This is a genomic window from Pseudoxanthomonas sp. LARHCG66 (assembly GCF_052871755.1).
In genome coordinates this window covers 603091-616810 of record NZ_JBIXJW010000001.1, presented here as the reverse complement: position 1 = coordinate 616810, position 13720 = coordinate 603091, and the positions used below count along the sequence as shown (strand labels likewise).

14 protein-coding genes are annotated in these 13720 nt (G+C 68.5%); 1 reads left to right on the top strand and 13 read right to left on the bottom strand.

From position 1 onward, the window contains the following. Window positions 1-21: 21 nt before the first annotated feature. The 12 genes from ACIPRS_RS03005 to ACIPRS_RS02950 form a co-directional block, all read right to left on the bottom strand. Complete coding sequence (locus ACIPRS_RS03005) at window positions 22-3060, bottom strand: TonB-dependent receptor (protein ID WP_446537464.1); 3039 nt, start codon at window positions 3058-3060, stop codon at window positions 22-24. Between the two features lie 121 nt (window positions 3061-3181). Continuing rightward, a complete protein-coding gene (locus ACIPRS_RS03000; protein WP_446537463.1) occupies window positions 3182-4216 on the bottom strand; it encodes a FecR family protein in 1035 nt (344 codons plus the stop codon). Beyond that, window positions 4213-4725, bottom strand: coding sequence for an RNA polymerase sigma factor (locus tag ACIPRS_RS02995; RefSeq protein ID WP_337730247.1), 513 nt, complete (start codon window positions 4723-4725; stop codon window positions 4213-4215). Before ACIPRS_RS02995 ends, ACIPRS_RS03000 begins: the two co-directional genes overlap by 4 nt. 78 nt (window positions 4726-4803) lie before the next feature. Beyond that, a complete protein-coding gene (locus ACIPRS_RS02990; RefSeq protein WP_446537462.1) occupies window positions 4804-5022 on the bottom strand; it encodes a hypothetical protein in 219 nt (72 codons plus the stop codon). Further along, a complete protein-coding gene (locus ACIPRS_RS02985; protein ID WP_446537461.1) occupies window positions 5003-5449 on the bottom strand; it encodes a 3-dehydroquinate dehydratase in 447 nt (148 codons plus the stop codon). The genes ACIPRS_RS02990 and ACIPRS_RS02985 overlap by 20 nt, the downstream gene beginning before the upstream one ends. A gap of 13 nt (window positions 5450-5462) precedes the next feature. Next, on the bottom strand, window positions 5463-5903 hold the full coding sequence (locus ACIPRS_RS02980; protein ID WP_446537460.1) for a hypothetical protein: 441 nt from the start codon (window positions 5901-5903) through the stop codon (window positions 5463-5465). Between the two features lie 108 nt (window positions 5904-6011). Next, on the bottom strand, window positions 6012-6635 hold the full coding sequence (locus ACIPRS_RS02975) for a hypothetical protein (protein ID WP_446537459.1): 624 nt from the start codon (window positions 6633-6635) through the stop codon (window positions 6012-6014). A 14-nt stretch (window positions 6636-6649) separates the two neighbouring features. Continuing rightward, the gene (locus ACIPRS_RS02970; protein WP_446537458.1) at window positions 6650-7414 is read right to left on the bottom strand and encodes a DUF899 domain-containing protein; all 765 of its coding nucleotides are present in this window, start codon (window positions 7412-7414) and stop codon (window positions 6650-6652) included. Between the two features lie 115 nt (window positions 7415-7529). Next, the gene (locus ACIPRS_RS02965) at window positions 7530-8192 is read right to left on the bottom strand and encodes a glutamine cyclotransferase (RefSeq protein ID WP_446537457.1); all 663 of its coding nucleotides are present in this window, start codon (window positions 8190-8192) and stop codon (window positions 7530-7532) included. A 33-nt stretch (window positions 8193-8225) separates the two neighbouring features. Further along, window positions 8226-9446, bottom strand: a complete 1221-nt coding sequence (locus tag ACIPRS_RS02960; RefSeq protein ID WP_446537456.1) for a helix-turn-helix domain-containing protein — start codon at window positions 9444-9446, stop codon at window positions 8226-8228. A gap of 56 nt (window positions 9447-9502) precedes the next feature. Beyond that, the gene (locus tag ACIPRS_RS02955; protein ID WP_446537455.1) at window positions 9503-9961 is read right to left on the bottom strand and encodes a hemerythrin domain-containing protein; all 459 of its coding nucleotides are present in this window, start codon (window positions 9959-9961) and stop codon (window positions 9503-9505) included. 38 nt (window positions 9962-9999) lie between these two features. Next, complete coding sequence (locus tag ACIPRS_RS02950) at window positions 10000-12093, bottom strand: catalase (RefSeq protein ID WP_446537454.1); 2094 nt, start codon at window positions 12091-12093, stop codon at window positions 10000-10002. Between the two features lie 197 nt (window positions 12094-12290). On the opposite strand from ACIPRS_RS02950, the gene ACIPRS_RS02945 reads away from it, so the two are divergent. Continuing rightward, complete coding sequence (locus ACIPRS_RS02945; protein WP_446537453.1) at window positions 12291-12719, top strand: VOC family protein; 429 nt, start codon at window positions 12291-12293, stop codon at window positions 12717-12719. 169 nt (window positions 12720-12888) lie between these two features. Here ACIPRS_RS02945 and ACIPRS_RS02940 read toward each other — a convergent pair whose 3' ends face one another. After that, entirely contained in the window at window positions 12889-13653 is a 765-nt protein-coding gene (locus tag ACIPRS_RS02940; RefSeq protein WP_446537452.1) for an SDR family NAD(P)-dependent oxidoreductase, read from the bottom strand. Between the last annotated feature and the right edge of the window lie 67 nt (window positions 13654-13720).

Here is a 13720-nt window from a genome sequence, read left to right as displayed (position 1 = left end):
CGGAACGGGCGGCGCGGGCGCTCAGAAGTCGGCGCGCAGGCCGAGGCTGATGCGACGGCCCGACTTCTCGTACATGGTCGGGAACGAGGGATCCATCGTGTAGCCGCTGGTCTCCTCGTCGGTCATGTTGATGCCCTTCAGGCTGAGCTTGAGGTGGTCGTTGATCCTGTAGCCGATCGAGATGTCCAACTGGCCGTAGGCGTCGCGCCAGATCGGATACATGTTGTAGCCGATCGACTCCACGTACTCGTCCTTGTGGTTGTACGACACGCGCGCATCGAAGTGCTGGTTCTCGTAGTACGCGGTGAAGTTCCAGGTCTTCTCCGCCAGGCCGGGCATCGGCGTACGGATGCCGAGGTCGGATTCGCCGGCCAGCGAACTGTCCAGCATCGTGTAGTTGGCATTGATGCCGAAGCCGTCCAGTGCCTCGTGGAACGCGCGCAGCGGGAGGTTCGCGATCAGCTCGATGCCGTCCACGTCGTACGAGCCCTTCGCGTTCACCGGCTGGTACACGTCGAAATCGTAGTAGCCGTTGAGCGTGCCGTTGGCGTTGTAGACCGCGACGTCCTCGACCACGCCCGTCAATGCGCTGACCACCACGCCATCGATCTTCTTGCGGAAGTACGACGCCGCCAGCAGGCCGCCATTGTCCAGGTACTTCTCCAGGCCGATCTCCCACTGCTTGGCATAAGTGGGCTTCAGGTCCGGGTTGCCATCGGTGAAGCGGAACGAGCTCCAGCTCGCCGTGCGCTTGTAGGCCACGTCGCTGAGCGAGGGGCGGATCAATGTCTCGGAACCCGCGGCGCGCAGCAGCAGGCCGTCGGCCAGTTCCGCGGTCAGGTTGAAGCTGGGCAGCACGTCGGTGTAGCCGCCGTCCTTCGAAACCGGCGTATCCGTGTAGCCGGTGCTGCCATCGGGGTTCTGCACCGGGTGGTAGCCGAAGGACACCACCGAAGTGTCGACATAGCGCGCGCCCGCATTCACCGTCACCGGCACCCGGCCGATGTTGAAATCCAGGTTCGCCATCGCGTACAGGCTGGCGACCTCCTCGTCGACGCGGTAGTACTGCGCATCGTCGAACGGCGTGGAGAATCCGGGGTAGCGGAAGTAGCCGCGTGCGAAATCGTTGGAGACCTGCTGCCAGTCGAGGTCCTTCACGCTGTAGGCGCCGCCGGGGACGATGTCGCCGATCCACTGCAGCGGGCTGTCCGCCAGCGTGCGCGTGTTGACCCATGAGGTGTCGCCGGGGCCCGGCCCGGTGATCTTGAGTTCGCCGTACTGGCGTTCCTTGCTGCGATCGGTGTAACGGGCGCCGAACTGCACGTTCTGCAGGGCCGGCAGGAAGGGCAGTTCGAGCTTGCGCGTCACGTCCACCTTGGCGGCGTACTTGTCGTCGTTGATCTTCTCCAGCGTGGTCTCGTACGCCTCGAACAGGTAGCGCTCGGGCGAGCCGTACATGTCGAAGCCGGCGGAGCTGGCGCTGGGGATCGTCTCGCCGCTGCGGCCGGTCCAGCGCGTGCGGGAGGGCGCATAGGCGACGTGCTTCAGATTGGAATAGTCCAGCGTCTTCTCCGCACCGGAGTAGCCGGCCATCGCTTCCACGTCCCAGAGGTCGTTGTTCCAGTCCAGCGCAAGGCTGTACTGGCCGTAGTCGGTTTCGTTGATGCGCTCCTTGCTGAGGAACTCATGCTGGGTGGCGGTGTACGACACGTCGCGCAGCACCAGCATGCCGTAGTCGGACAGCGTGGTGGCATCGTACTCGTGGATCGTCTCCAGCGTGCTGCGGCTGGAGGCCGAGTACGCCGCAGCGTCGTATTCGTCCTCGGTGGTGTCGTAGCCGCCGACCATGGCGTCGAAGGTCAGGCTGAAGGTGCTGCTGGGCCTGTACTGCAGCGAAGCGGTGGCGCCCCACTTTTCCTGGTCGTTGAGGTACGCGCGGTCGCCGACCTTGTCCTGGAACACGATCAGGTTGCTCTCGGCGGTATTGGCGCGGTTGTTGATCACCCAGCCGGTATCGCGCTCGATCACGGCTTCGGCCTGCGAACCGCGCGTGCCCGACGCGCCGAGGAAGCGCGACATCGGGCGGAAGTTGATGCCCGAGGTCGAATCGGTGCGGTTGGTGCGCTCGGCATGCGAGAACGACACCAGTGCACCCCAGTCGCCCCAGGTATCGCTGGCCAGGAAGGCGAACTTCGGATCGGTCTCTTCCGAGATCGAGTTGTGCGCGCCTTCGGCGGACGCGACCATCTTGCGGCCGTTGTAGTCGAACGGACGTGCAGTGGAGATCTCCACCGAACCGGCGATGCCGCCTTCCTCGTCCGCTGCCGTCGGCGACTTCTGCACGGTGACCTGCTGGATGATCTCCGAGGCGAACAGGTCGAACTCGACATCGCGCCCACCGCTGCCGGAGGCGGTGGCGAGATCGTTGATCGATACGTGGGTGTACTCGGAGGGAAGGCCGCGCACGTTGACCTTGCTGCCCATGCCCTTGTTGCGTTCGATGGTCACGCCCGGCATGCGCTGCAGGGCCTCGGCAAGGTTCTGCTCCGGGAAGTCGGCCACGTCGGTGGCGACGATGGAGTCGGAAAAGCCCACGTTGTAGCGCTTGATGTCCACCGCCTGTTCCAGGCTGCGGCTGTAGCTGCCCACCACGGTGACGCTCTCCAGCTCCTGCGCATCCACCGCCTGTGCCGTGGGTACGGGCGCGGGGGCGGCCGGTGCCGATGCGGGTGTTGCCGGGACGGTGGGCGCACTGGCAGCGTCGGATTCGATGGTGACGGTGCTGGCGTTGAGATAGCGGAAGCGCAGGCCGGTGCCTTCGAGGAGATGGGTGAGGGCCTGCTCGGACGACAGGCCGGCGGGCACGGCGCGCGTGCGCGGATTGCCTGCCTGTGCGTTGTAGACGAACTGCAGTCCGGTCTGCCGCGACAGCGCATTGAGCGCGCTGTCGAGCGATTGCGAGGGGATGACGTCGGTCGCGACGGTCGCCTGTTGGGCGGCGACGTGGGCGGTCGCTGTCTGCAGGGCCAGGGCGATGGAAAGAACGAGGAGTCGGCGCATCGTGGTGTCCGGGTGGAGTGGGGTGGTGGCGCGCGACAACACGCACGCACCCCCACTACGAGGGCCCACGGTGCCGATCGGGCACCGGTTTTCCCATGAATTTTTTCTTACAGCGCCAGCTTCACCACGCACCATGCGCGGGTGCATGATGCGAACGCACGCGGATCTCGCGCGCATCGGCGCTGACCGCGAGCGTGGGTTGTTCGTCCAGGAAGGCGCGCAACGACGCCACGTCGTCCGCGCGCAGGTTGCCGGTCAGGCGCAGCGCGCCGGCCTCGCTGTCGTCCACGCGCAGGCGCACGGTGTTCATGCGGTTGAAGCGGTCGGCGATGTCGCGCAGGGGTTCGTCGCGGAACACGACGCGCCGTTGCCACCACGCCGTCATGGCGCCGACATCTTCCTGCACCACACTGACCTTGCGGTCGGCGTGGGCCACGTGCGCGGATTGTCCGGCCGTCAGGTCGGCGAGCAACCGCCCCTTGCCCGCACGGTCGATCACGTGGATGCGCCCCTCGGCCACGCCGAAGCGCGCCTGGTCGCGTTGCAGCGATACGTCGAAAGTGGTGCCGATGTCGCGTACTTCCAGTCCGGCCGCGTGCACGGTGAACGGGCGGCGATCTTCGGCCACGATGAAACTCGCCTGGCCGCGCGCCAGTTCGACGCGCCGGCGCAGCAGGCCGATGGTTGCGGTGACGTCGCTTTCCGCATTGAGGTGCATCACCGTGCCGTCTTCGAGCGTGACCACGCGCGGCGTGCCATGTGCGGCGGTGTAGTGGCGCGCGCTGGGCAGCGCTGCATGCACGGCGACGCCGATGCCCAGCAGTACGGCCGCCGCGGCGGTGATGCGTGGCAGGCGACGCAGCGGCGCGCGCGTGACGGATACACGCGCGGTGCGCAATGGCAGCGGGATGATGTTGTCGCGCGTGCCCGCTTGCTCGGATTCCGCGGGCAGCCCGCGTATGGCATCGCCGATCTCGGCGGCGACGCTTGCGATGGCCAGGTATTCGCGCAGGTGCGCGGGCGAGGCCACCAGCCATTCCATGAAGCGCTGCTGGTCGGCGGGGGCCAGCGCGCCTTCGCGCTGCATCACGTGCCAGTAGGCGGCTTCGCGGGTGGCGGCGGCAGCACCGGGAGGGAACAGGGGCGTGGTCATCATGCGGCCCCCATCGCACGACGGCATACGGCCAGGCCGCGCACCACGTGCTTCTTCACCATGTGCGAAGACACGCCCAGGCGTTCACCGATCTGGCGGTAGGTCAGGCCGTCGCGATACTGCATCACCAGCACCGCGCGCGTACGCGCAGGCAGGCTGGCCAGCAGGGCCTGCATGTGTTGCCGGCGCTGCGCGCGCTCCGTTGCATCCTCCACGCCGTCCACGCTGGTGACCAGCGCGGCGACCTGCTCCACATCTTCCATGGGCACCGGCGTGCGCTGCCGGCGTGCAGCCTGTTCGCGCGCGAGGTTGAGCGCGACGGTGAACAGGTAGGCCTCGGGATTGGCGATGTGCTCGCCCTGGCCCTGGTGCGCGCGCAGCAGGCGCAGGTAGGTTTCCTGGACGAGGTCTTCGGCTTCGTCGTTGGCGCCGCGGCGCGCGAAGAAACCCCGGAGCGCGGGTGCCTGGTCGGTGAACACACGCGTGAGCGCGCGGATCGCGTGTTCGGCCAAGGTCCCGTCCCACGGTGCAGGAAAGGGCGGCAAGGTACGCGGCGTGGATGACGGTTCAGTGACACCCGCCGCACGCGGTCACAGGCGACTGATGCAGCGCAGGCGGATCGCGCCGGCGGCCACGCCCTGTTGTGCGGCGGCGCGTGCGCGCAGCGCCTGCGCCGCAACGTCGGGCGCTTCGCAGGCGAGCATCACCTGGCCCCAGGCGATGCACTGGCCGGCGTCGTAGACCTCGTAGTCGGCGAAGTAGTGGCGGGTCTGCGCGACGGCGATTGCGTCAGGTGCCGACGTGCACATCGCACTCGCACTCCGCGCAACCGAGCTGTTCCAGGGCGATCTCCAGCGCCAGTGCGTAGCTGCGTGCGCCGTAGCCGTCGACGACCGCCAGGCGCCGGCCAGTGGTGGCCGGCAGCACGTGTGGGTGTTCGCCGAGGTCGCCATGTACTTCCACGTAGGGATGCATGAGATCGTGCACCGCGCGCTGCAGCAGGGGATGGTCGATGAGTGCGCCAGGATCGAGCAGGGTGGCGCGTACGCCCCATTCATTGGCCAGGCGCAGGGCGGCCAGCACTTCGGTGGTGGAGGCGCAGCTGCGTACGGCGAGGGTCTGTCCGGCGCAGCCGGCGCGCTGCACCAGGGCGCCGAGCACCGACGATGGCAGCGGGGGTGGCGGTGAGGTCAGGGCGTCGTGGCATTCGGGGCCACGGATGACGAGGATGGACATGAGGGGCTCCGGCTCAGGCATGGAACGTCCCTGCCGACGGGGCGGGACGCAGGCGGCGCAGCGCGACTTCCAGCGCCATCGCGTAGGCGCGCGGCAGGTCGTCGCGCAGGATCACGGTGACCAGCGGCGCGTGCTGCGGCAGTACGCGCGGTTCCAGCGCGTGTGCGGCATCGGCATGCACTTCGATGTAGGGCGAGGGCAGGCTGTCGAGCGCGTCGCGCAGGGCGCGGGCCTGGGTGGTGTCATGAACGGCCAGGTCGCCAACATCGAGCAGCAGCATGTCGGCCGGGTCGGCATGCGCGCGGCGCAAGCCGGACAGCAGGTCGCGGACCGTCGTGAAGACGCGGCAGTGCAGCGCTTGGCCGGCCGCGTTCGCACGTTGCCGCAGCGATGGATAGATGGAGCGGGTGTCGGAAAGCGCAGCATGCGGGCCGCGCAGGATCAGGATGGACATGCATCGGGTCGTGGCGCACATCGCGTGCGGTGTGGCCACGATAGGCGTCCCTCGCGTAAAGCCGCCATGCCGACACACCTTCGGCGGCGTAAAGAAGGCGTAGCGTTTTCAGCGGGCCACGATCAGGAGCACGCCTGCCAACGCGAGGGCCGGTGTCCACGCCGCATCCGGCGCGCATGCGCGATGCCGCAGCCCGCGGCAGACCCCACGGGCGACGACCTGGGTTGTCGCCAGCATCGCCAGCAGGTGCAGGGCCACGGCGGCGAACATCAGCGGCAGCGATCCGGTCGCGGTGATGGCACGCGCGGGCCCGCTCGACACGCACAGCGGCAGCAGCGCGGGTACCAGCATCAGGCCGCTGCCATGCGCCGTGCCCATCAGGCAGGACCAGGCGGCCAGGCCCGCCCGTGATCGATGCGCGACGTGGGCAGCGGGCTTGCACGGTCGCCGGACCATCTGCCATGCCGCCAGCGCAAGCAGGCAGGCACCGGCCACGACCTGCACGCGATGTGGCGCCCACCGCGCGCCCTGCATTACCAGCACTACCACGAGCGCCACCGACAGCGCGTGCCCGATGGCGATCGGCAGCAGGGCGCGGCGCACATCGCGCGCATCGCCGGACCGCGCGGCACGCGCCGCCGCGAACATCCAGCCGTTCGCCGGGCTCAGGCCGTGCAGGGCACCAAGGCCGGCGACGGCCAGCCACGGAAGCCATGCTTCGGACAGGCTCATGACAGCGCGCTACCTCAGGGCTTGGCCGAACAGCACGCCCCCGCCGTGGCGACGGGCGCCGCATCGTAGCGGTCGTGATGGCGTACCCAGGCCATCGGGTAGTCCTCCGCGTCTTCATTGCGCCCGTGCGGGGTGAGGTCCAGCAGCGCGTAGGTGTGCATCATCGCTTCCACGCCGCGGCCGTAGCGCGAATAGGTGTGGAAGACCTGGCCGGCATCGTCCCGTACGAACACGCTGATGCCGGGCGCTTCCTCGTGCGGGAACGGTTGCCGCGTGTAGTTGTAGTCCACCGCGCCGCGCGACATCTCCTCCCGGGTGAAGTTGACGCCGAAGTCGTGGTTGAACGAGGTGCCATGCGAGGACACCCACGGAAAGGTCCAGCCCATGCGCTGGCGGAACGCTTCGATGTCGGCCAGTGGTGCGCGCGACACCGCGATCAGGGTGAGGTCGCGCTGGGCCAGGTGCAGCTGCGCACCGGCATGGTGGTCGGCCATGAAGGAGCAGCTCTTGCAGCCCTGCTCCCAGCCGGGCGCGAACATGAAGTGCTGCACCATCAACTGGCGGCGGCCGTCGAACAGCTCCGCCAGCGTGCGCATGCCGTGCGGCGTGTCGAAGGCATAGGGCGTGTCCACGCGGACCCACGGCAGGGCGCGGCGTTCGCGTGCGATCCGGTCGTGCAGGCGGGTGAGTTCCTTTTCCCGCGCGAGCAGCGCGAGGCGGGCGGTGCGCCATGCGTCGCGGGAAACGATGGCGGGCGTGTCGTGTGCAGGCGCGTTCATGGCAGGCTCCTTGGCGTGGGTGCAGGCGGGCAAGCAGGCGAGCGTCATCCGTGCCGCATGCCTGCATGCAGTGGAGGAAGGAATTCAGGGGCGCCGCACGGGGCGGCAGGCGGTATCAGTCGACGCGTGCGGGACGCCTTACCGCGCGCAGCATGCCGCTGGGGCCGCCGCCGCAATAGAACAGGTCGCCGCCGTCGGATTCCAGGCCGCTGATGCCGACGCCTGCGGGCATGTCGAGGCGTGCCAGCACGCGGCCATCGTGCGGATCGATGTGGCGCAGGTCGCTGTCGTCGCCTTCCCACGTGGCGTGCCACAACTCGCCGTCGACCCAGGACACGCCGGTGACGAAGCGGTCGGATTCGAGGGTACGCAGCACGGCGCCGGTGGCCGGGTCGATCTGCACGATGCGGCGTTCGCGGTACTGGCCCACCCACAGGCTGCCGTCGGACCACGCCATGCCCGAATCGCCGCCCTGGCCCGGCGCGGGAATCGAGGCGATCACGGCGCCGGTGGCGGGATCGATCTTGTCGATGCGCGCTTCGGCCAACTGGTACAGGTGCGTGCCGTCGAACGCGGTGCCGGCATCGGCCGCGCGCGGAAGGCTGCGCGCGATGTCGCCGCTGGCGGGATCGATGGCGATGAGACGGTCGCCGGTGGCGGCCCACACGTGGTGGCCGTCGTGGGTGACGCCAGCGACACCGCCATTGGCCTGGAACGGGCCGTATTCGCGGACGATCTCGGCGGGACTGGCGGCGGCGTGGCGGGTGGTGTCGTTCATGGCTTGCTCCGGGTGTGCGGGGACGGGGCCAATCTACGCACCCGTCGGCGTGGCGGGGAGTAACAAGATCGTCGTGAATCCAACCAGCGGAGGGGCCACCCAGCGTTGCGCGCGGGCGCGCCCGATCGCACGGACCTGGCCGGCCGCTTCCATCGCGGCGAGTGCGCGCTGCACGGAGCGCTGGCTGTCGCCGGTGGCCAGTGCGAGTGCGGAGGTGGACCAGGCCGTGCCGTCGGCCAGCAGCCCGTGCAACGCGCCCTGTTCGCCTTCGACCGGCGATGCAAGTACGACCGCGCCGCGCGTGCCGTGCGGCGTGAGCTGGAAACCGCGTGCGGTGGCGGTGAGGTCGGCGAATGGCGCAAGCAGGCGGCGCAACCGCCCGATCTCCACGCGCAGCCGTGCGCGATGCGTCTCATCCGGTTGGCGCGTGCGGAACACGCGCGCGATCAATGCGTTGCGGTCGACATCGCCGGGCCAGCCGGTGGCGAGTGCACGCAGCAGCGCGAACAGCACGGGGCGCCGCGCGAACGATGCCATGCCGGTGGCATCGCGCACCGCGTGGCGCATGGCATCGACGACCAGCGTGCCGGAAGCGAGCAGCGCTTCCACGTAGTCCAGCGTGACGGGTTGCTCGTGGCCTGCGTGCAGGATGCGCGCGGCAGGACGCCGCAGACTGGCGTCGGCCTGCGCGATCTCGGCGGACAGCGCGGGGATGCCGGCCAGCGAGGCGGCGGTCCGTGCACGCTGCAACGCCAGACGCGCATCGCGCGTGCGCAGCGAGCGCAGTGCGATCTCGGCGGCGGCGAGTGCAGCCAGGGCATGGTGTGCGGCGGGCGCGCCCTCCAGATCGAGCGTATCCAGGGCGGCATGCGCGGCTTCCAGCCGTCCGAGCAGCAGGTGACGGCGCAGGGCAATCAGTTCCGCATGGCGTGCGTTGGCGCGGTCGCCGCGTGCGGCCAGTGCCTGTGCGGCGGCGTCCAGGCGCTGCGGCTCGGCACCGAAGTCGCGCAGGGCCAGTGCCACCTCCGCTTCGGCGACCACGCAGCGCGCCCGCGCCAAGGGTTCTCGCGGACCGAAGCCACGCGCGGCACGACGCAGGAGATCGCGCGCGCGCGGATAGTCGCCGAGCTGCGCCATCGCGATGCCGCGCAGGGCCAGTGCGGGCGGGTCGTCCCGCCAGCCCACGTGCTTGAGCGCGCCCAGGACATCGCCGGCCGTCAGGGCCCGGCCGGCGGCGGCGATCAGGGAATCCATGCCGGCAGCCTACCGTGCGGGCGCGTCGTCGTCGCGGGTCGTGCGGGTGCTATTCCCTATTCCGCTTCCAGCTTCCGCCGCATGCGCGTGTAGTCGCGGCGGTACTGGCGGGCCAACTGCGTTTTCTTCGTCGCGCCGAGGATCTTGCCGGACACCTGGAAGAACTTCTTCTCTTCCTCGCGCAGGTGATGGTGCACCTTCTCCGACAACTCGCGCGCCTTCTTCAGCCAGGCGGCGTAACGGGGGTCGAGGGACTGGAGGTCTTCGACCAGCTCGTCAATCTGGTGGTGTTCGTGCAGAGCGTGGCGGGAAGAATCCAGCCCCATGTCGTCCATCAGGATGGGCGCGTAGAGAAAGCGCTCCTCCGCGGCGGCATGCGCGGCCAATTCGATCCGGAGCCCAGTGAACAGGTCGAGCCGCTCGCGCGTGCCGGGTTTCGAACGCAGCAGGCGGCGGCACAGCGAGCGCTGGGTTTCATGGCTTTCGCGCAGGGCGTCATAGATGGATTCGGGCATGCAGTGGTTTCCTGGCCAAGGGCTGGGATGGGCATGGATCAGGGCAGGGTACGGACCTTGGGTTCGCGTGCGTACTGGCGGGTGCGCGCGGCCTTGATGAAGGCGGCAGTGTCGCCGGCGTTGACCACGCCGGCATCCTTGCCGATGCCGGCGGCCTTGATGACCGCGGCGGCGCCCTCGTCATGCGCGATGGCCTTCAGGTGGCCGAACGCATCGCGCACCCAGTCCACGGCGGCGGCTTCGGCGGCGAGCGCCTTGCCTGCCGTCTCCGACAGCACCAGCGCCACGGCGTCGAACACCATCGAGGGCGTGCCGGCCAGCTGCCCGTCGGCAGGCTGGCGCTTGCCGTTGCCCAGCTTCGCACCGCCGATCTTCGGCGCAACGATCTTCACCTGCGCACCATCGGCTTCCGCTGCCTTGCGCAAGGCGGCGATCGCGGCGGCGTCCGATCCTTCATCGATCAGGATGCCGACGCAGCGGCCCTGCAGCGTCGGCTTCATCTTGCCGATGATTTGCAATGCAGGTGAAGGCGGCATGTCCTGCGGCGCGACGGTGGTGGCCGGTGCCGGCGGCAGTGCATCCAGGCCCAGGCCATCGGCGACGCGCTTGGCCAGGCCTGCATCGACGTGGCGCAGGTGGCCGACGATCGCTTCGCGTACGTGCGGTGTTTCCACTTTCGACAACTCGAACACCAGCGCGGCCGCCATGTGCGCCTGCTCCGGCGCGGTCTGGCTGCGGAAGAACATCCGCGCCTGGCTGTAGTGGTCGGCGAAGCTCTCCGGCCGCACGCGCCCTTTGCGGCCCTCCGCCACGGTCGCATGGCTGCGGAAGCCGGCCGGTGTTTCGCGCGGCGTATCGGGCTGCAGGCTGCTGGGCTCGTAGTTCACACGGCCCTTCGGCACCTGCATCTGCATGTGGCCGTCGCGTTGCAGGTTGGCGAACGGACACTTCGGCGCGTTGACCGGGATCTGGTGGAAGTTGGGGCCGCCCAACCGCGAGAGCTGCGTATCCAGGTAGGAGAACAACCGGCCCTGCAGCAGCGGATCGTTGCTGAAATCGATGCCGGGCACGATGTTGGCGGGGCAGTAGGCGACCTGTTCGGTTTCGGCGAAGAAGTTGTCCGGCCAGCGGTCCAGCACCATGCGGCCGATCACCGTCAGCGGCACCAGTTCTTCGGGGATCAGCTTGGTGGGATCCAAATGATCGAAGGGGAACGCATCGGCCTGTTCCTCGGTGAACAGCTGCACGGCCAGTTCCCATTCCGGGAAGTCGCCCTTCTGGATGGCTTCGAACAGGTCGCGGCGATGGAAGTCGTTGTCCGCCGCCTGCAGCTTCACTGCTTCGTCCCACACTGTCGACTGGATGCCGAGCTTCGGTCGCCAGTGGAACTTGACGAAAGTGCTGTTGCCCTTGGCATCGAGCAGGCGGAAGCTGTGCACGCCGAAGCCTTCGATCATGCGCAGCGAGCGCGGGATGGTGCGGTCGCTCATCGCCCACATGATCATGTGGAACGCTTCCGGCGTCAGCGAGATGAAATCCCAGAACGTATCGTGCGCGCTGCCGGCCTGCGGGTAGGCGCGGTCCGGCTCCATCTTCACCGAATGCACCAGGTCCGGAAACTTCATTGCGTCCTGGATGAAGAACACCGGGATGTTGTTGCCCACCAGGTCCCAGTTGCCTTCCTGCGTGTAGAACTTCACCGCGAAGCCGCGCACATCGCGCGGCGTATCCACGGAGCCCGCGCCGCCGGCCACGGTGGAGAAGCGGCAGAACACCGGTGTACGCACACCGGTCTCGTTCAGCACGCGGGCCGTGGTGTACTTCTTGAGGGACTTGGTCAGCTCGAAGTACCCATGCGCGCCGGAGCCGCGCGCATGCACGATGCGCTCGGGGATGCGCTCGTGATCGAAGTGGGTGATCTTCTCGCGCAGGATGAAGTCTTCCAGCAGCGTGGGACCGCGGTCGTGCGCGCGCAGCGAGTTCTGGTTGTCGCTGACCGGGATGCCCTGGTTGGTGGTCAGCGCCGGGTGCTTGCCACCTGCGTTGAAGTGGAGCTCGCCGCCGTTGCCGGGTGTCGGCGTGTCGGCCTTGCCGGTGTTCGCTGAGGGGGAGGGGGATTTGCGTGCGGTCATCTGGGGTCTCCTGGACGACGGACCAGCCATCGCGGTGCGCGAGGGTCTGCATCCGCCGATCATCTGCGTCCGCGTGTGGAGAGCGCGTTACGGCGTCATGGCTGTACGCATTGACGCTGTGCTGACGAATGGTCGCGGACACTCGCTGTCCGCATGCCGTGTCATCACTGTCGGCTCTTCAACCGGAGGATTGCGCTTTGGAAACCAACGAACTGCATCGCGGTCGCCTGATCGACCACATCCAGCTGGTCGTGCGCGACCTGGACGCCAGTCGCACGTTCTATGCTGCCGTGTTCGAGGTGCTCGGCGTGCCGATGGGCGGCGAGGATGAGGGATATTTCTGGGCGGACGAACTGTTCGTCTCCACCGCCGACAGCGAAGCGGCGCAGGGCGAACTCACCGGCCGCCATCATCTGGCGTTCCAGGCGCAGGACCGCGCGATGGTGGATGCCTTCCACACGGCGGCGCTGGCGAACGGCGGCACCGATCACGGCGCGCCCGGTGAGCGCCCGTACCACCCGGGCTACTACGCGGCATTCGTCCTCGACCCGGATGGCAACAACATCGAAGCTGTCTACCACGGCGAGGCGAAGCGCAGTGCGCCTTCGGTCAAGGTGGAGTTTTGAAACATCCTTCTCCCCGCGTGGCGGGGAGAAGGTGCCCGGAGGGCGGATGAGGGGCGTGCGCGGCAATGGATAGGGCGCGTCGGCATAGCATCTCCGTTCGCCCCTCACCCGCCTTCGGCACCCTCTCCCCGCTGTGCAGGGAGAGGGAAGAGCTGCGTCATCCACTGGATTACAGGAACATCCCGCCCGACGCCTCGATGCGCTGCGCATTGATCCAGCGATTGGCCGGCGAGAGCAGCGAGGCGACCACGCCGCCGATATCGTCCGGTACTCCGACCCGGCCCAGCGCGGTCTGCGAGGCGACGAACGCGTTGAGCTGCGCGTTGTCGCGCACGGCGCCACCGCCGAAGTCGGTCTCGATCGCGCCAGGCGCGACGATGTTCACCGCGATGCCGCGCGCGCCCAGCTCCTTTGCCTGGTAGCGCGTCAGCACTTCCATCGCGCCCTTCATCGCCGCATACGCCGCGTAGCCGGGCAGGGCGAAGCGCGCCAGGCCGGACGAGATGTTGATGATGCGGCCGCCGTCGGCGAGCAGCGGCAGCAGCGCCTGGGTGAGGAAGAACGGTCCCTTGAAGTGCACGTCGACCAGCGCATCGAACTGCGCGCGCGTGGTCTCGGCGAAGCCGGCATGCACGCCCATGCCGGCGTTGTTGACCAGATGGTCGAAGCGATCGCGGCCCCACGAGGTGAGCTGGGCACGCACCGCGTCAACGAAGGCGTCGAACGTGCCGCTCTGGCCCACGTCCAGCGGCAGCGCGGCGGCGCGCTGGCCGAGGGCTTCGATCTCGGCGACGACGGCCGCGGCCTCGGCCTGCTGGCTACGGTAGGTGAGGATGACGTCGTGGCCCTGGCGGGCGATGGCGAGGGCCATGTTGCGGCCCAGGCCGCGGCTGCCGCCGGTGATCAGGGTGAGGGGGGAAGGGGTCTTGGTCATGGCAGGGCTCCAGTCGGGGAAGGCGGTGGATTCACCGTGGGGACACTGTATTGGGCGGTAATCCTTG